The following is an 18037-nucleotide window of genomic DNA, read 5'->3' as shown; positions in this document are numbered from 1 at the left end:
GCACTAAGAGGTTATGAGGCGCTGCGCTTTTAGAGGAAGTAATAAAACAGAAACTATATCCTGATCGGCATTATGTCTTCTCATTTACTCCTCTTTCGCTTCTCTTTGTGCAAATAGGTTTTTAATTTATTCAACAATTGATTAAGAATTACTGTTCTTCTAAATCAAACTCAGTTAAATGCCCTTCACCGTTTATAAGTTGATAGCGGGCTAAATTTCCTTGCTCTAGTGTTATTAAACTAATAGCTGAGTCGCTTACTAAGTATTTTTGCCCTTCACCTATGGTTTGGTGCTTATCTACTTCCATGTGCCAGCGTTTGGTAAAAAAGTTTAATGGGCTTTTTGGCCCGTATAAAATTGAATCTAGTTTATCAAGTATATTTATAAGTTTGCGCGGAAACTCGTTTTTAATACCGCTGGCGGTTAGTTGCCAAATTCGATTGGGATGATCGCCAAAACGCTTTTGCACCGAAAAACAAAACGAGTAATGTACATCACCCGATAAAATAAGGGTTTCGTTAGGTGTGTCGGTTCGTCTAAAGGTATCGAGTAGCTTTTTGGCTGAGCCTTCGTGCGCCATCCAGTTTTCTACGTCAACCATGAGTGGTTGGCCACATATGTTAAACATGGCTTGAATGGCTTCTATTGATTTAACACCAAACACAGGGGCTGGCGATACAATAATAACCTGATCGTGGCTTAATAGGCTTTCTTCAAGCTCTGTTAGGCGTTTCCAATCAAGTAGACCCGAGGGCTCGTTAAAGTTTTGCTCATTTCGCCAGCGGTGCGTACGGGTATCGAGTACGACGACTTTGGGTATTGTAGTCAGTTCGTAATGCCAATAATTAAATTCGTTTAATGGTTTATCAAATGTTTTAAATTGCCAAATGTTGTTGGTAACTAGGCTTTGCTTAAAAGGGGTAAGTAGCTCGCCTGTTTTATTTAGTGCATCGTTCCCCATTCCCTGAAAAAGCCAATAACTAATTAAGCCGTTATTAATGATCCGTTTACTACTTGGATTATCATTTATAGCTTGCTCCCACCCAGCGGTGAGGTTCCAGTCATCGGTTACATCGTGATCGTCAAATATCATTAATGTAGATACATTGGCAAACAACCGCTCTACTTCACTCAAATCTTTTGCATAATCAATCAATGCTGTTTTTTCAGCGTTAAAAATAGTTTTGTTTTGCTCGCTTTGCCCTGCATACGTTGTGTTTTTTATATCGACACAATGCCAAGCGGCTGCACTAAAATTTAATAAATAAAGTGCAATGTATTCTTCAAAATGGATGAGGTGATTGTAGGCTTTTACACTTGAAAAATGAGGCTCGTCTTTTTTTAGCCAGTAACCAACACCTAACTTTGAGCGCTTTTGCCAAGGCGTTTTTGGTAAGTACAAATGACGATTATAAAGTTGCTCATTTATATCGGCCGGTAACTCTATTGCAAGTGGTTGCTCTTTATAAATACCTAAGGCTTTAACTAACTGATGAATAGCTAATAACATGGGGCCTGCTACATCATCGGCGTATACCTGATCGCCACTCAGTAATAACAATTGTGCGCCTTGGTTATTATTGCTGCGTTGGGTGTTTTGCCAGTGACTTGCCGGTACTAAGCTGTCTTTTGCTGGATGATGTGCATTTCGGCACGAGCCATGCAAAATATCACTCAGTTGGTTAGGAATTACAAATGCAGGCGTTGTTTGATTGCTATAGCACCAAGATGATAAATCAATGATTGCATCGTCAATTGTAAGTTCATAGCTTAGTAAGCTGTCTACAGGGAATTTGTTATCTATTGGTTTTATAATAACGAAATACAGGTATAAATGATCCCCCAAAGCAACAGAGTGTTGTTCGCTATAACACTCAACATTTAATAAGTTTATTTGGCAGTTTGCAGGCTTTGTGGTAGCAAACTGAATGCAGACTCCAGTTTGCTCTGCACGGCGCACCATTGGCCCCATTAGTAAAACAGGTAGGTTTGCCGTGTGAGTTTTCATGTATTTAGCCTTTAGCTGCTAATTTAAATAATGAATAAAAGTTTTCGGTTGTCGCTTTGGCCAGTTCATTAAAGCTAATGCCTTTAAGCTCGCTAATGTAATAAGCTACATCTTCTACGTACGCGGGCTGATTTGTTTGCCCACGATACGGTACCGGCGCTAAATAAGGCGAGTCGGTTTCTATTAATAATCTATCTAGCGGTATTTGTTTTACTACTTCTTTTAGCTCTAATGCATTTTTAAAGGTAACAATGCCCGAAATAGAAATATAAAAGCCCATGTCTATGGCTTTTTTAGCCATCTCCCAGTCTTCAGTAAAGCAATGTAGTACACCACCGCAGTTTTCGGCCTTGTGCTCACGCATTAAATTAATGGTATCGCTGCGGGCATCACGAGTATGAATAATTAACGGTTTTTGTAATTGATTAGCCACTTCAATGTGCCCAACAAAGCTTGCTTGCTGCACTGCGTGAGTGTCTTTTGAATAGTAGTAATCAAGACCCGTTTCGCCAATAGCGACGACTTTTTCGTGTGAGGCTAAGTCGATTAGTTGCTGTTTATTAAGGGCGTCTTTTTGATCAAGTGGATGTACACCACACGAGGCTGATACATCGTTGTAATGCTTAATTTTATCAAGCATGCTCGGGAACTGATCAAGTGTTACGCTTACACATAAAAAATGTTCAACCTTTTTAGCACGTGCTTTATCAAGTACTTGGTCAAGGTTTAAGTCGAGTTTATCAAAATCAAGACGGTCTAAATGGCAATGAGAATCTACAATCAAAATTGGGCCTTGTTTTTTTCTACATGGTGTAAGTTGGATCACTGGAGTTTAACATAGTCCCCAGTAATTTTTCGATCTTGGCGTTTAGGTTTGTTTTATCGTCTAAAAAGCAAATACCTATGCCTGGCGGGTTTGAACTTTGTGCCCCTTGTGGTGTGATCCACGACACTTTACCGGTCACTACGTCATCTTCAAGTGCATCAGGTAAGGTCACTCTGAGCGCTAATGAATGCCCTGCTTCGTAACGCATATTAGTACGCACAAACAAGCCCCCTTTTTTTAGGTAAGGCATATAACAGCGATATAACTCATCTAGGTTGTCTATATCAACTAATAGCTCTTGCATGTTTAGTCCTTTTTATTGATTACGTAATATGTACGCTAATCGTGATACGGCCAGCGGTAAATTAAGCCCAAGTATTTTAGTATTATTTTGCAAAAACTCACTTAATGCTTGTTGCGCAACTTGGTACGTTTCAAAACTCATACCTTGGAGCAATTGCTGCTTTAATTGCTCGCTTAAAAACAAAGTGAATATACGAACAAGTTCAGGCTGTTTATTTATTATATCGACTAACGCTTTAAAATTATGGCTTTGTTTAAACTCAGTTGCAAACTTATAAAGCGTATCGATGTTTTGTAGCTGACTTTGCTCTTGCCACTGTTTTACTTGCAATGGTTGGCTATAAAAAAGCGGTAACCAGTTGTAGCCTGTAATTTGTAACGACTCAAGCCATTGCTGGGCAAGATCTGTGTTTGTTACTTTTATATCCGTTTTAGCACACCGGCTTAATATAGTAGCTGGAAGCTGCGCAGCTTGGCTTGTTGTAAGTATTAAAAATCGGCTGTTACTTGGCTCTTCAAGCGTTTTTAATAATGCGTTAGCTGCTGCAGTGGTCATTTTTTCGCAGTTTTCGATAACAACCACTTTGTTGCCGTTTTGCGCTGCAGAATGATTCATAAAATCACTAATTGCGCGTATATCGTCAACACCAATACTTTGACCATCTACCTGCGTTAAACGTTTATCTGGATGTGTACCAGCAAGCGTTAACGAGCAACTTTTACAGTGCCCGCACGGCGCTAAAATACTATTAGCATCTGCTGATTGTTGTACTACGTTTTGGCACAATAATGCATTAGCTAACTGATCGCTTAACTCAAATTTACCTACACCAATGGGCCCACAAAACAGTTGTGCATGATGAAAACGCTGGCCACGAAAACTCTGCGCTAAGCGTTGCTGTGTATCGTGTAACCAAGGCAATGCCATGTTATTTTAGCCCTTCAAAAAAAGTGCGTAAGACGTTAGTAATATCGCGATGTACTTTGTCGATGTCTTGATTTGCATCCACTGTTTTAATTGATGAGTCGTCGTTTGCAAGCTCTAAGTAACGCATGCGTGTGCGCTGAAAAAACTCTATTGCTTCTTGCTCTATACGGTCAAGCTCACCACGCCCTTTTGCGCGCTCAAGACCAATAACAGGGTCTATATCAAGGTAAATAGTTAAGTCTGGTTTTAACCCTTTTAACACCATTGACGATAACGATGCCAGTGTATTTGAACTAATACCGCGACCGCCGCCTTGATACGCTTGAGACGATAAATCGTGGCGGTCAGCTAATATCCATTGACCTTGTTCAATTGCAGGATTAATTACGTTATGCATTAGCTGCGAACGCGCGGCGTACATAATTAGTAACTCAGTTTCAAATGCGATTTCTTCTTCATGCTCTGCTTTTACAAGCGTACGTAATGATTCGGCCAGTGGTGTGCCACCAGGTTCACGTACGTTTATAAAGTCTATCTTTTTTTGTTTAAAAAAATCTTGGCACAACGAAATTGCTGTTGATTTTCCTGCGCCTTCTAGGCCTTCAATTACTATAAATTTTGGTTTCATATAAATTTAATTCTTTTTATTTAATATATACGTTTTAACTGCCGCGTTATGCTGCTTTAACGTGATTGAAAATTGGTGGCTACCATCGCCTTTTGATACAAAGTAAACGTATTGGGTTTGTGGCGGATTTACAGCGGCTAAAATAGCGGCTTTTGACGGCATTGCAATCGGTGTTGGTGGTAAGCCGTTTATTCGGTACGTGTTGTAAGGCGTATAATCGCGTAAATCTTTGCGTTTAATATCGCCATCAAAATCAGCGCCTAATCCGTATATTACGGTTGGGTCAGTCTGCAGGCGCATATTAGTGTTTAATCTATTAACAAAAGCAGATGCAATTAACGGACGCTCGCTGGCAAGGCCAGTTTCTTTTTCAATGATTGACGCCATTATAAGTGCTTCGTATGCTGTTTTGTAGGGTAGATTAACAGCGCGTTGCTGCCAAGCATCGTCTAATGTTTGCTGCATTTTTTGCGCTGCACGTTTTAATACACTGCTTGCGGTATCGTTATTGTGATAATGATACGTGTCGGGAAATAACCAGCCCTCTAGATGCGTATTATTACCCAGTATTTGTGTACTGAGTTCACTGCTTTTTAAATCGTTTTGTAAATTATCCGCTTTTTTAATAGCACTTAGTACTTCACGTAAGTTTTGCCCTTCAATAATGGTAAAGCTAAAACTGATTTGCTGACCTTGGTTAATTTTTTTATATTGTTGATAACGCTGTCGGCTGTTAGCTCATAAAGCCCTGCTTTTAAGTCGGTGAGTGTTGGATTTAATTTGGCAATTATTTGATAACGCCAGCAACTCTCTACCCAATTATTCGCTTGCCATTGCTGACATAATTTATTAAAGCCAGTACCGCGCTTAACTTCAAATTGTGTGTTTTGTGCTACCTTTAGCGAGCTATTTATTGTTGCTTGCAATTGCTGATAACCAACAGCGGTGGTTATTACAGCTAAAAAAAATACCGATAAAATAACTTTTAACACTCAGCCTCCTTGGCTAATAATTTAGTTAATAATGCGTGGCTGTCATCGGTATTAAATACCTGTTGTTCGATACGCTTTACAGGTACTGCTCCCATTAAGCTATTACACACAAATACGGCGTCTGCTTGGGTTAAGTCTTCTACTTTTACGCGTTTAAATTCAACAGGCAATTTATCACATAACGATTGCAGATAAACGCCCTTTATTCCGCACTCATCAAGCAATGGCGTAAACACACACTTATTTTTAATCGCAAAAATATTAGCTGCCGAAGCTTCAATTACATTGTTATTGTAATCAAGCACTAACACATCGTCGCAGTCTTGCGTTTGCATTTCTTTTTTGACTAGCACTTGTTCAAGTCGGTTTAATGTTTTAAGACCCGCTAAATAAGGCTGTGCTGCTAATTTAATCGGGCTTATTTCTAGGTTTACACCCTTTTTAGCAAGCGTACCGTAATTACTAGGGTAATCTAATACACTCAGTAAAATAGTCACATTACACTCACTTGGTAGCCCATAGCCACGTCCGCCTTCGCCTCGCGTTACAAGTATTTTAAGCACGTTCAGTGGTGCAGCTTTTATATGCAAAGCAATTTGATTTTCAAGGCTATTAAAGTCTAGCTCAGGAAAACCCAAGCGCTGTGCACACTCAATTAAACGTGCTTTATGATGAGCCCAATGCTGTACTTGCCCGTCTACAACTTTAGCCGTTGTAAAAAAGCCATCACCATAATTTAAGCCTCTATCACGCGTGCTTAACGTGCTGTTTTGATCTGTGGTTATTATTGTTTGCATTTTATTTGGCATATAAAAAAAGCCCAGTTAAACAACTGAGCTCTTATAATTTGATTCGTTGTTAAAAAAGATTATACCTTTTTAAATAGCAACGAGCCATTAGTACCACCAAAACCGAACGAGTTACACAGTGCAAAGTCTAACTTTGCATCACGTGCGGTGTGTGCAATATAATCTAAGTCACACCCTTCGTCTGGGTTATCAAGGTTGATAGTTGGCGACACTTTTTGATCTGTAAGCGATAATATCGAAATAATCGATTCAACCGAGCCTGCAGCACCTAACAAGTGACCCATCATCGATTTAGACGAGCCAACCATTACATCTTTAGCTGCATTACCAAAAATAGACTTAACAGCGGCAGTTTCAGCTTTATCACCGGCATTTGTAGATGTACCGTGTGCGTTAATGTAACCAATTTGCTCAGCGTTCACTTGCGCATCATTTAGTGCGTTTTGCATTGCAAGGGCAGCACCCGCTCCATCTTCTGGAGGTGATGTCATGTGATACGCATCGCCGCTCATACCAAAGCCTACAAGCTCAGCATAAATTTTTGCGCCACGTGCTTTAGCGTGTTCGTACTCTTCAACTACAACAACACCAGCACCATCTGAGAGTACAAAACCATCGCGGTCTTTATCCCAAGGGCGAGAAGCCGCTTGTGGATCGTCGTTACGTGTTGATAACGCACGTGCTGCATTAAAGCCACCCATTCCAATTGGCGTACAGGCTTTTTCTGCACCGCCGGCAACCATCGCATCTGCATCGCCATAGGCAATCATACGAGCAGCATGACCAATGTTATGCAAACCAGTTGTACAGGCTGTTACAATTGAAATATTTGGACCACGAAGTCCGTGCATCATTGACAAATGACCTGAGATCATATTAATAATCGTTGATGGCACATAAAATGGCGATAACTTACGAGGGCCACTATTTAATAATTTAATGTGGTTTTCTTCGATAAGCGTTAACCCACCAATACCAGAACCCACAGCAACACCAATACGTGTTGCATTTTGCTCTGTTACTTCTAGGCCTGAATCTTTAAAAGCTTGAACACCTGCTGCAATGCCGTATTGGATAAATAAATCCATTTTTTTAGCATCTTTAGGTTGCATGTAAGCCGATGCATCAAAGTCATTAATTAAACCAGCGAACTTTGTACCAAATTTTGATGTGTCAAAGTGAGTGATTGTTTGAATACCACTTTTACCATCTAATAAGCCTTGCCAGGTTGATTGAACATCATTGCCTAGCGGCGTCAACATTCCTAAGCCAGTTACGACGACTCGACGTTTAGCCACGGTTTGCCTCCAATAAGGGATTATTTTTATAAGTGTGTGATCATACCCAAGCTACCTCAAAGTGCTAGTCCCAAAATAGATTAAAAATGCATAACACACGCAAAAATAATTGTTAGTTAAAATTGGACGTTAAAATTTGAGTTTTGGATCGTGTGCTTTGAGGTGGTTTGGATATATAAACTAAGGGCAGCGAATGCTGCCCTTAGTTTGCGATTAATTACTCAGCGTGAGCTGTAACGTAATCGATTGCTGTTTGTACTGTTGTGATCTTTTCAGCTTCTTCATCTGGGATCTCAGTATCAAACTCTTCTTCAAGAGCCATAACTAGTTCAACAGTATCAAGAGAATCTGCACCTAGGTCATCTACGAAAGAAGATTCGTTTTTAACTTCTTCTTCTTTAACACCTAGTTGTTCAATAATAATTTTCTTTACGCGTTCTTGGATATCGCTCATTCTTCTTTCCTTTATTAAAAACGCCAATGCGTTATTTTCAGATTGCAGCGTAGTTTACGCGGCATAATTCTCTGATTCAATGATTTGACCATAAATAATTATCTGGTCAAACCTCTGAGTGTCTGTTTTATCTTTTATCGCTTATTTTCACAGCAATTTCAAGTATGTTTAAAGCAAGTTAACAAATAATTCAATGTTTTTGAGTTAACTAACTTAACTTAATTTTATTGTTTAGCTGATATTATGGTTATTAAACCATGTACATCGCGCCATTTACATGCAAAGTTTCGCCTGAAACATACGCAGCAGCGTCAGAAGCTAAGTAACATACAGCAGCTGCAATTTCGTCTGGCTGACCCAAACGCCCAGCGGGTACATTAGCCAGTGTAGCTGCTTTTTGATCTTCTGATAACTCATCGGTCATATCTGTTTGAATAAAACCAGGTGCGACTACGTTTACTGTAATACCACGCGACGCAACTTCGCGTGCAAGTGACTTAGAAAAACCAATAACGCCCGCTTTAGCTGCTGCATAATTAGCTTGACCTGCATTACCCATAGTACCCACTACTGAGCCAATGTTAATAATACGACCGTTTCTTTTCTTCATCATTGGGCGAAGTACCGCTTTAGACAAACGGAAAACTGAGCTTAAATTAGTGTCGATAATATCGTCCCACTCAGTCTCTTTCATACGCATTAATAGGTTATCGCGTGTTATACCTGCGTTATTTACAAGTACGTCAATATCGCCTAAATCAGCTTTTATTGAAGCAAGTGTTGCTTCTATTGATGCAGGATCGGTTACGTTTAATGCATACCCTTTACCATTATCACCTAGGTACTCACTAATTTTAGCCGCGCCTGACTCACTTGTTGCCGTACCTGCAACTTTTGCACCTTGTGCTACTAATGTTGTTGCAATTGCTTTACCAATACCACGGCTGGCACCAGTAATTAGGACAATTTTGCCCTCTAATGAAAATAAATTAGACATTTTATATACTCTTATTTAGCTGCATCAATTGAAGCGGCGTCGTTTACTGAGCCACAGATCATTGCTTTATCAATTCGTTTTGCAAGGCCTGTTAATACTTTACCAGGACCAAATTCGTAGCTTTGTGTTACACCTTGTGCAACAAGTGCTTGCACTGTTTCTGTCCAGCGAACTGGGCTGTATAGTTGACGTACTAATGCATCTTTAATTGCATCAGCTGACGTCTGTGCTTTTACATCAACATTATTAATTACATCACACTTAGGTGTATTAAATGTTAAAGCGGCTAAGTCTGCTGCTAATTTTTCAGCTGCTGGCTTCATTAACTCACAATGTGAAGGTACGCTAACAGACAGCGGTAATGCACGTTTAGCACCCGCATCTTTACATGCTTGTGATGCTCTATCGACTGCCGCTTTATGCCCTGCTATTACAACCTGACCAGGCGAATTATAATTTACTGGAGAAACAACCTCACCTTGCGCTGATGCTACGCAAGCGGCTTTAATTTCTTCATCACCTAAGCCAATAATAGCAGCCATTGAACCCACGCCTGCTGGCACGGCTTCTTGCATGTATAAACCACGGTTTTCAACAAGTTTTACGGCTTCGCTCAAGCTTAGTACGTCGCTACATACTAACGCTGAGTATTCACCTAAGCTGTGACCTGCCATAACTACGTCTTTATCAGGGTTAGCTGCTAACCAATCACGGTAAATAGCAACACTTGCAGTTAATAATGCAGGTTGTGTGCGGTGAGTTTGATTTAATTTTTCTTCTGGGCCATTAAGAACTAGCTCTGCTAAGTCGTAACCCAGTGCATTTGATGCTTCTGCAAATGTTGCTTTAACAATGTCAGAACTCTCTAGTAGTTCTTGTAACATACCAACGCTTTGCGAACCTTGACCTGGGAATAGAAGTGCAATTTTTTGTGCCATACTTTGCTCTTTTTAATTAAACAAATAAATAATGAAATACACGGCACATCAATTATTGATTAACCGCCGTGTCTTTAGACTCTGTGTTTTCGAAAATAGCGGCTATTTTATCAGGAAGTTGACGTTCAACCTCTTTTACCGCTTCATCAATTGCTGCTTGAAATGCTTTAGCTGACGCATTTCCATGACTTTTAACGACAATACCGCGCAATCCTACCAGAGAAGCACCGTTATACTGGTCGGGGTTCACCTTTTTATAGAGTTTTTTTATTATTGGACGCAACATAAACGCCATACATTTATATAAAAGGTGTTTTTCAAGGGCGGTTGTAAACTTATTCATAATAAGCTTAGCAATACCTTCGCATGTTTTAAGTGCCACGTTGCCCACAAACCCTTCGCATACAATTACATCTGCTTTACCCGAAAAAATATCACTGCCTTCGCTGTAACCAATATAATTTATATGTGGGCTTTGCTGCATTAATTGTGCAGCTTGTTTGATGTCGTCGTGGCCTTTAATGTCCTCAGCGCCAATATTTAGTAAACTAACGCGAGGATTATCTAGTCCAAGTGCTTGTCCGGCAACTATAGAGCCCATAATGCCAAACTGATAGAGCATTTGCGCATCACAATGCACATTAGCACCTAAGTCGAGTAAATATACTGGGCTTTTAAGCTCTGTAGGAACAGATGAAATGAGTGCGGCACGTTTAACACCTGGCAGCATTTTTAATACATAGTGAGCCATAAAAAATAGCGCGCCGGTATTACCTGAGCTAACACATGCTTGAGCCTCGCCCGATTTAACTAAATCTAGGGCAACACGCATAGATGAATCTTTTTTTGAACGCACAGCAATTGCAGGTTCGCAGGCATTGGTGACTATTTCACTACAGTGACGAATGATGAGTCTAGGATGGGATAAAGAATCGAGGGATTCGAGTTCTTTAGATATAACGTGTTCATTACCACACAAAATGAGTGTTAAATTGGCATGAGCATTTACCGCATGTACGGCAGCAGGAATAGATGAACGGGGGCCGTAATCGCCCCCCATCATATCTAACGCTATGGTTAGATCATTCAGCATATAAGCAATCTCTTATTTAGAAATTACTTGAACGCCTTTGTAGTAACCATCTGCAGTCACATGGTGACGACGATGAGTCTCACCAGATGTTTGATCTACAGTTAAAGTTGGACCACTGATCGCATCGTGTGAACGGCGCATGCCGCGTCTTGCACGAGACTTTTTGCTTTTTTGTACAGCCATAGTCTTCTCCTAAGAATCTTTCTTAAGTTGTTTCAAAATATCAAATGGATTAGGTTTATCATCTTCCGCCTTTAGAACACCAAAGCTGGCAGGCTTTGCTGAATAACTGCATGAAGCTTCGTTGTGGGTAGCCACTAATGGAATTGCTAAAATCAGTTCGTCTTCAATTAAATCAAAAACGTTAACTTCACCATTTTCATCAAGCGCTACTTCATCGTAGTCTTCTGGAAAAATCTCTAACTCTGTGTCTTCACCTACTGGTGAGTACGCAAAATTTTGAACCAAATCCAACCCTAAATCACCATTACAACGTTGACAAATGACAGTAACGTGTGTGGACAAATTGCCTCTAATCACAGCGAAACCTTGATCATCGTTTTTGCAATGTATTTTTACCGCTATTTCACCTACTTCCTCCTGCACAACTTTCTCTAAACGAGTAAGTTTTTCAAGCGGTACAATTCCGTCGTACTTTAAACGGTGCTGCGCTGCTTTGCCTGGATGAAGAGTGATGGGAATTTTCACCTTTTGCATAGGGGCTGCATCATATAGATAGTTAGTTTGTTAGTCAAAGTAAAAAACCATTTTTACTTGGTTTTTAACGTGTTTTACTCTCGGATCTGATTTATCCTAACTCAATCTGATTTATCATAGGAAAACAATCCGTGAAGCACTCACTTATTTTAGCGTCAAGCTCGCCTTTTAGGCAGTCTTTATTACAAAAATTTAATTTACCCTTTGATACGTTTTCACCAGACGTTGACGAGTCAGCGCTTGAATGCGAAACACCTACCGAACTGGTTAAGCGTTTAAGTGAATTAAAAGCCTCGGCGGCTAATAAACACTTTAACAAAGGGTTAGCTATTGGATCAGACCAAGTAGCCGTATTTAACAATCAAATTTTAGGTAAACCGCACAATAAACAAAATGCCACAAAACAACTAAATTTATTTAGCGGACATACTGTAACATTTTTAACGGGTTTGTGTGTTTTCGATATAGTAACTGGCACTAAAAAAACCTGCGTTGAGCCTTTTAATGTAACATTTAAAACACTCAGTGACGCACAAATTAGTGCTTATTGCGATGCAGAGCAGCCTTATAATTGCGCGGGTAGTTTTAAAAGTGAAGGGTTGGGTATCTGTTTATTTGAAAAACTAAGCGGAGACGATCCTAATAGCTTAATTGGATTACCATTAATTAAACTCAGCCAATTGCTGGCTAAGTTTGGTGTTGATGTTCTTACTGCTCAAAACAAGTTTTAGTTAAATAAATTAGCCAAGCAAAACCTGTTGCAGCTGCAGATAATTATCTACCGTTGCAACGGGGCTAAGCGTATTGAGCTGCTGTGCGTTGTGTACACCCATTGTAACGCCAATTCTATCCATGCCAGCAGCTTTTGCCATGGTCATGTCTATTTGAGTGTCGCCAATCATTACAGCGTCTTGAGCGCTTATGCCAAGTTCTTCAAGTAATTGATACAGCATATTTGGAGAGGGCTTTGATTGCGCATCATCGCTAGGGCCTGTTTATCTTTCGAGGTTAAATTTGCAGCAGACTGTTTGGTATTTAGGCAAGGCAGAGCCTATGTAGTGTGGTTATTCCCCATAAATAGGCGATAACGCAGCATAAATGCCAAACATGCGCTGCCCGAAGGGTTCTGCCTAGGGGCGATTTACTCTTTGTTGCTCGGTTTTTACTTAGCCCACTAGGTTACAAACCTCGCGCCGCGATTAAATCGCCCCTAGATTGAGCAAATTTTAATCCTGAAAGGTCAACAGGCCCTAATACGTGTTGCACTAAAAAAGTGTCTAAGTTGGCTTTGATCAAGCAAACGATCTAACCCACCCCTACCTTTACCTGTTGCAACCGCTAAAACAATGCCCTGCTCTTTTAAGGCAGCTAAAACGCTGACAACATTATCAAATACAGGCGTGGGAGTAGTATCCACACTGTATTGATATTTATAACCTGAAATTAACGCTTGATGCTGCGCTACATTATCTGGAAATAAAACATCATTTGCTTTTTCAAGCGACATACCAATAATGTTTTTAATGGCTTCGTCACTAGGTGGCAATAAATTAAGTGACTCGGCGCTACTACGAATACAGTTAACTATTTTAGTGACTGAATCCATAACAGTGCCGTCCCAATCAAAAATGACGAGCTTATATTTTTTAATTGGCGTCACTGCAATCACAGTTTTGCATCTCGTAATTTTAGTAATGTATTTTTAAGCGTTTTATCAAGGGGCGCTTCAATACGCATCGTTGTTTCGTTTTTAGGGTGATAAAAACTTAAATCATGTGCGTGTAAAAATAATCGGTTTAACCCAACTTTACGCATAGAATCGTCAAAACCCTGATCGCCATATTTATCGTCGCACGCTATTGGGTGACCTTTACATTGCGTATGCACACGAATTTGGTGCGTACGCCCTGTAACAGGCGATGCTTGTACCAATGAGCAATCGTTAAAACGTTCAAGTACTTTAAAACGAGTATGTGAAGGTTTTCCCTCAGTGTTATCTACGCGTACTACGCGCTCGCCCGATTTAAGTGTATTTTTTCGCAGCCCTTCGGTTACGTTTTTAGTTTTAGAATCCCACTGCCCTTCAACAAGTGCCCAGTAATTTTTTTCCATTGTTTTTTCACGAAGCTGTTCATGCAACGCTGTTAACACCGAGCGACGCTTGGCTATAAGTAAACAACCCGATGTATCACGGTCAAGCCTATGAACGAGCTCAAGGCTACGTTCCTCTGGGCGAAGTGCTCGCAAAGCTTCAATTAAGCCATAACTTAAACCACTGCCGCCATGCACAGCCATACCTGATGGTTTATTTATTACGATAAGGTATTTATCTTCAAATAAAATATCGTTTTCAAGGCGAGTTACTTTGTCTAATTTTGATGGTACAAATTCTTCACGCTCAGCAACTCTAATAGGTGCAATACGAAGTACATCGTCAAGCTGAAGTTTATATACAGGCTTAATACGTTTTTTATTAACGCGCACTTCGCCTTTTCGTAAAAGTTTATAAATAGCGCTTTTAGGCACCCCTTTTAAATGGGTAATAAGAAAGTTATCAATACGCTGACCTAAATGGTCTTCGTTGATCGTGACATAAGTTACTTGTAAGTCGTTTTTTTCTGACATTGCCTAATCACTAATTTAAGTAAAATAATTTAGTTGCTAACACTGTAATAATAGTGGGATAATCAGCAACGCAAATATTTAGTATTTGCAAATAACAACGGTGCTTTTTAACACATTAAAACATTCGTGATGCACATTCTGGGTAGCCGATCATACAGATCCGAGTTAAGTTTTCCAAAGCTTTTATACATACCTAGTTAACACGTGCGATCAATTAACGGCAATGCGCGTAATATATTGCTGGTTAAGTTTGAACATGAAGTGATTTTTAATGTGATTGAGAAAGCAATGAACAGATAATTTGTCTGATAGTGACGACGTAAAAACACGTCGTTCAGCATTTGCTCAATTATTGTAGTACCGTATAGCAGCTTATTTAGAACTAAAAAAATCTGATAAATAAGTGTTCATTAACATCGGCAGCGATTTTTGTCTCTTAAAACGGATATTAGCGATACATCAGTATGTATTGCTCGCCAATTTAATGAGCCCTACGCGCCTAATATGAATGGCATTTAGCAAGATTAATATGACAGGCCGACTTCTGGGTAAAACTTGTAAACGTAGCTGAAAAGCCGACGGTTTTAGCACCATTTAGAATTTAATAGCGGGAGTAATCGCTATTGTTTGCCAGCATTTAAAAATACTGCATACGAAATACAGAGCCGTTCCGTTAAAGACCCAGTCGTGAGGCTGCACATTCTAAAAATAGGAACAACTGAACAGGCGATAAAAACATCGTCATGTCAGCGACAAAATTTAAGTAGAGTAACAATATGAAACGTATGCTAATCAATGCAACGCAGCAAGAAGAAATGCGCGTAGCACTGGTTGATGGCCAACGCCTATATGATTTAGATATAGAAAGTCCTGGTCATGAACAGAAAAAAGCCAATATTTACAAAGGTAAAATAACTCGCATTGAACCATCTCTTGAAGCAGCATTTATTGATTACGGTGCTGATCGCCATGGTTTTCTTCCTCTAAAAGAAATTGCCCGTACTTACTTTCCTGCAGGTTACACTTTTCATGGTCGTCCAAACATTCGCGACGTGATAAAAGAAGGTCAAGAAGTAATAGTACAAGTTGATAAAGAAGAGCGTGGCCAAAAAGGCGCAGCCCTAACTACGTTTATCAGTGTTGCTGGTAGTTACTTAGTACTGATGCCTAATAACCCACGTGCTGGCGGTATTTCTCGTCGCATTGAAGGTGATGAACGTACAGAGCTTAAAGAAGCGCTTAATCGTTTAGAATTACCTAAAGGTATGGGCTTAATTGTTCGTACTGCGGGTGTTGGTAAATCATTTGAAGAACTAAACTATGATTTAAAAGCGTTACTAGTACATTGGGAAGCAATAAGACTTGCTGCTGAAAGCGCTAAAGCACCGTTTTTAATCCACCAAGAAAGTAACGTAATTTTCCGTGCCATTCGCGATTATTTGCGCCGTGACATTGGTGAAATTTTAATTGATAAACCACGTGTTTTTGAAGAAGCGCAAGCGCACATAGAACGCTTTCGTCCTGACTTTATGAGCCGTGTTAAACTTTATCAAGGTGACACGCCATTATTTACGCATTACCAAATTGAAAGCCAAATAGAATCTGCGTTTCAACGCGAAGTACGTTTGCCATCAGGTGGTTCAATTGTAATTGACCCTACAGAAGCGCTAACGTCTATCGATATCAACTCGTCTAAGGCAACTAAAGGCGGCGATATTGAAGAAACAGCACTTAACACTAACTTAGAAGCTGCTGACGAAATTGCACGCCAATTACGCCTACGTGACTTAGGTGGCTTAATTGTTATCGACTTTATCGATATGACACCTCCACGCCATCAGCGTGAAGTAGAAAATCGCTTGAAAGATGCTGTTCGCCCAGATCGTGCTCGCGTACAAATTGGTAAAATATCTCGTTTTGGTTTACTTGAAATGTCGCGTCAGCGTCTGCGCCCTTCTTTAGGTGAAGCAAGCCAAGGACCGTGCCCACGTTGTAGTGGTCAAGGTACTATTCGTTCTAACGAGTCAATTGCTCTTTCTATACTTCGTTTAATTGAAGAAGAAGCAATTAAAGACAATACAACACAAGTTAATGCTCAAGTACCTGTTGCTGTTGCCGCTTATTTATTAAATGAGCAGCGTCGCAGTGTTCAACGTATGGAAAAGCAGCATAGTTGTGACATAGTGATTATTCCTAATCAACACATGGAAACGCCACACTATGAAGTAATGCGCTTACGTAAAGACGAAACGCTTGAAACGGTAAGTTATGAACAAGTAATTGCGCCAGAGCCTGAAGCCTATGAGATGTCAAAGTCGCCAGTAGCACAAGTTCGTGAAGAGCCAATGTTAAAAGGCGTTGTAATGCCTTCTACACCTGCTCCACAAGCGGCCCCTGCGTCTTCAGCTAAACCTGCAGCAGTTGAAGCAAAAGCTGAAGGTGGATTATTTGAAGCTATTACTAAATGGTTCAAGTCTTTGTTTGCCAGCGAAACCGTTGAAGACAAAAAAGACATTGCTGAAAAACAAAAGCAAGAACAAGAGGCGCGTAATAATAATCGTGGTAGTGATAATCGCCGTCGTAACAACAATCAACGTCGTCGTAACAATCCGCGTTCTAAACCGCGTACTGAACGCTCTACTAATGAAGATGAAGTTAAAACAGATTCTCCTGCAGTAACGAGTGAGAACCAAGAAAGAACTGAGAATCGCAATAAGCGTCGTCGTAATCCTAATTCACGTAAACGACCAGAGCATAAAAGCGCAGATAAAGAGCAAATTAAATCTGATGCTCCATCAAAAGTTGAAACAACTGAAAACGTTGTTGCTGATTCTAAGCCAGCTCCTGCACAAGAGCCTAGAGAGCAAAAGCCTAAGGTTCGTCGTCAACGTCGTAATTTACGTAAAAAAGTGCGTTTACAAGACGAAAATGCTGAGCAAATAAAAGCGGTTGATCAAACGGCTGAGCAAGCTGTAGTAAATGATGAAAAGCCACAAGTTAAAGAGCAAGCACCTGTTGTCGAAAAACAACCACAAGCTCCTTCAGAAAAAGCAGCGCATATTAAAGAAGAGAAAGTTGAGATTGTTGACTCTAACGATGAATCAATAACAACTGAAGACGAACAAGAACAAACACGTACTCGTTCACGTCGCTCTCCTCGTCATTTGCGTGCTTCAGGTCAACGTCGTCGTCGTCCTGAAGGCGAAGGCAATGAAACTAAATCAGATGAAGCTCCTGCATTTGTTCCTGTTGCTGACCAAGCTGCTGCAGAATACGAAGCAGAACTTAAAGCTAAGTCTGAAGAAGCAGCTACTGATGCATCTGAACAAGTGGAAAAAGCAATTGCTGTAGAAGACTTAGCAAAAGTTGAAGCTGTTGAAGCACCAGTAATAACTGAAGAGCCAGCTAAAGTTGAAGCACC

At 40.2% G+C, this 18037-nt stretch carries 16 protein-coding genes and 3 pseudogenes; 2 read left to right on the top strand and 17 right to left on the bottom strand.

From position 1 onward, the window contains the following. Positions 1 to 148: 148 nt before the first annotated feature. From P20652_RS00590 to yceD, 14 genes and pseudogenes are all read right to left on the bottom strand, one after another. A complete protein-coding gene (locus P20652_RS00590) occupies positions 149 to 2008 on the bottom strand; it encodes an alkaline phosphatase D family protein (protein WP_008172815.1) in 1860 nt (619 codons plus the stop codon). A gap of 4 nt (positions 2009 to 2012) precedes the next feature. Further along, complete coding sequence (locus P20652_RS00595; protein WP_008172813.1) at positions 2013 to 2792, bottom strand: TatD family hydrolase; 780 nt, start codon at positions 2790 to 2792, stop codon at positions 2013 to 2015. 19 nt (positions 2793 to 2811) lie between these two features. Continuing rightward, a complete protein-coding gene (locus P20652_RS00600) occupies positions 2812 to 3138 on the bottom strand; it encodes a PilZ domain-containing protein (protein WP_008172811.1) in 327 nt (108 codons plus the stop codon). A 12-nt stretch (positions 3139 to 3150) separates the two neighbouring features. Continuing rightward, positions 3151 to 4065 (bottom strand): AAA family ATPase, encoded by a 915-nt coding sequence (locus P20652_RS00605; RefSeq protein WP_008172809.1) that lies wholly within the window; start codon positions 4063 to 4065, stop codon positions 3151 to 3153. 1 nt (position 4066) lies between these two features. Further along, on the bottom strand, positions 4067 to 4693 hold the full coding sequence (tmk, locus tag P20652_RS00610; RefSeq protein ID WP_008172807.1) for a dTMP kinase: 627 nt from the start codon (positions 4691 to 4693) through the stop codon (positions 4067 to 4069). 6 nt (positions 4694 to 4699) lie between these two features. Beyond that, positions 4700 to 5685: pseudogene (mltG, locus tag P20652_RS19285) on the bottom strand (endolytic transglycosylase MltG). Next, on the bottom strand, positions 5679 to 6494 hold the full coding sequence (gene pabC, locus P20652_RS00615; protein ID WP_008172804.1) for an aminodeoxychorismate lyase: 816 nt from the start codon (positions 6492 to 6494) through the stop codon (positions 5679 to 5681). Before pabC ends, mltG begins: the two are co-directional and overlap by 7 nt. A 59-nt stretch (positions 6495 to 6553) precedes the next feature. Further along, positions 6554 to 7792, bottom strand: coding sequence for a beta-ketoacyl-ACP synthase II (fabF, locus tag P20652_RS00620; protein ID WP_033018208.1), 1239 nt, complete (start codon positions 7790 to 7792; stop codon positions 6554 to 6556). Positions 7793 to 8009: 217 nt separating this feature from the next. Beyond that, the gene (gene acpP / locus P20652_RS00625; protein ID WP_002962377.1) at positions 8010 to 8246 is read right to left on the bottom strand and encodes an acyl carrier protein; all 237 of its coding nucleotides are present in this window, start codon (positions 8244 to 8246) and stop codon (positions 8010 to 8012) included. Between the two features lie 250 nt (positions 8247 to 8496). Next, positions 8497 to 9243: a 3-oxoacyl-ACP reductase FabG gene (fabG, locus tag P20652_RS00630; protein WP_008172802.1), complete on the bottom strand. Its 747-nt coding sequence runs from the start codon at positions 9241 to 9243 to the stop codon at positions 8497 to 8499. Between the two features lie 11 nt (positions 9244 to 9254). Then, positions 9255 to 10181, bottom strand: coding sequence for an ACP S-malonyltransferase (gene fabD, locus P20652_RS00635; protein ID WP_008172801.1), 927 nt, complete (start codon positions 10179 to 10181; stop codon positions 9255 to 9257). 52 nt (positions 10182 to 10233) lie between these two features. Next, complete coding sequence (plsX, locus tag P20652_RS00640) at positions 10234 to 11274, bottom strand: phosphate acyltransferase PlsX (protein ID WP_033018207.1); 1041 nt, start codon at positions 11272 to 11274, stop codon at positions 10234 to 10236. 12 nt (positions 11275 to 11286) lie between these two features. Further along, the gene (gene rpmF, locus P20652_RS00645) at positions 11287 to 11457 is read right to left on the bottom strand and encodes a 50S ribosomal protein L32 (RefSeq protein WP_002962381.1); all 171 of its coding nucleotides are present in this window, start codon (positions 11455 to 11457) and stop codon (positions 11287 to 11289) included. A 9-nt stretch (positions 11458 to 11466) separates the two neighbouring features. Then, on the bottom strand, positions 11467 to 11991 hold the full coding sequence (yceD, locus tag P20652_RS00650) for a 23S rRNA accumulation protein YceD (protein WP_008172797.1): 525 nt from the start codon (positions 11989 to 11991) through the stop codon (positions 11467 to 11469). 131 nt (positions 11992 to 12122) lie between these two features. Between yceD and P20652_RS00655 the strand changes: the two genes are divergently transcribed. Further along, complete coding sequence (locus tag P20652_RS00655) at positions 12123 to 12722, top strand: nucleoside triphosphate pyrophosphatase (protein WP_008172794.1); 600 nt, start codon at positions 12123 to 12125, stop codon at positions 12720 to 12722. A gap of 9 nt (positions 12723 to 12731) precedes the next feature. Here the strand turns inward: P20652_RS00655 and P20652_RS00660 are convergent. From P20652_RS00660 to rluC, 3 genes and pseudogenes are all read right to left on the bottom strand, one after another. Further along, a pseudogene (locus P20652_RS00660) lies at positions 12732 to 12950 on the bottom strand (HAD family hydrolase); the annotation flags it as partial. Between the two features lie 296 nt (positions 12951 to 13246). Further along, positions 13247 to 13660, bottom strand: a pseudogene (locus P20652_RS00665) (HAD hydrolase-like protein); the annotation flags it as partial. Continuing rightward, positions 13657 to 14616: a 23S rRNA pseudouridine(955/2504/2580) synthase RluC gene (gene rluC, locus P20652_RS00670; RefSeq protein ID WP_008172789.1), complete on the bottom strand. Its 960-nt coding sequence runs from the start codon at positions 14614 to 14616 to the stop codon at positions 13657 to 13659. The pseudogene P20652_RS00665 and the gene rluC, both read right to left, overlap by 4 nt. Before the next feature lie 776 nt (positions 14617 to 15392). Between rluC and rne the strand changes: the two genes are divergently transcribed. Beyond that, positions 15393 to 18037, top strand: a 2645-nt coding sequence (gene rne / locus P20652_RS19280) for a ribonuclease E (RefSeq protein WP_033018205.1), incomplete at its 3' end; no start/stop codon positions are given.

This window comes from Pseudoalteromonas sp. BSi20652, from assembly GCF_000239855.1.
Classification (GTDB): domain Bacteria; phylum Pseudomonadota; class Gammaproteobacteria; order Enterobacterales; family Alteromonadaceae; genus Pseudoalteromonas.
The sequence above is the reverse complement of the archived record's forward strand: the minus strand, read 5'-3'. Positions and strand labels throughout refer to the sequence as shown.

Coding starts and splice junctions, on each gene's coding strand:
- P20652_RS00590 (WP_008172815.1), bottom strand. CDS start 2,008: ATGAAAACTCACACGGCAAACCTACCTGTTTTACTAATGGGGCCAATG.
- P20652_RS00600 (WP_008172811.1), bottom strand. CDS start 3,138: ATGCAAGAGCTATTAGTTGATATAGACAACCTAGATGAGTTATATCGC.
- P20652_RS00605 (WP_008172809.1), bottom strand. CDS start 4,065: ATGGCATTGCCTTGGTTACACGATACACAGCAACGCTTAGCGCAGAGT.
- tmk (WP_008172807.1), bottom strand. CDS start 4,693: ATGAAACCAAAATTTATAGTAATTGAAGGCCTAGAAGGCGCAGGAAAA.
- pabC (WP_008172804.1), bottom strand. CDS start 6,494: ATGCCAAATAAAATGCAAACAATAATAACCACAGATCAAAACAGCACG.
- acpP (WP_002962377.1), bottom strand. CDS start 8,246: ATGAGCGATATCCAAGAACGCGTAAAGAAAATTATTATTGAACAACTA.
- fabG (WP_008172802.1), bottom strand. CDS start 9,243: ATGTCTAATTTATTTTCATTAGAGGGCAAAATTGTCCTAATTACTGGT.
- fabD (WP_008172801.1), bottom strand. CDS start 10,181: ATGGCACAAAAAATTGCACTTCTATTCCCAGGTCAAGGTTCGCAAAGC.
- plsX (WP_033018207.1), bottom strand. CDS start 11,274: ATGCTGAATGATCTAACCATAGCGTTAGATATGATGGGGGGCGATTAC.
- rpmF (WP_002962381.1), bottom strand. CDS start 11,457: ATGGCTGTACAAAAAAGCAAAAAGTCTCGTGCAAGACGCGGCATGCGC.
- yceD (WP_008172797.1), bottom strand. CDS start 11,991: ATGCAAAAGGTGAAAATTCCCATCACTCTTCATCCAGGCAAAGCAGCG.
- rluC (WP_008172789.1), bottom strand. CDS start 14,616: ATGTCAGAAAAAAACGACTTACAAGTAACTTATGTCACGATCAACGAA.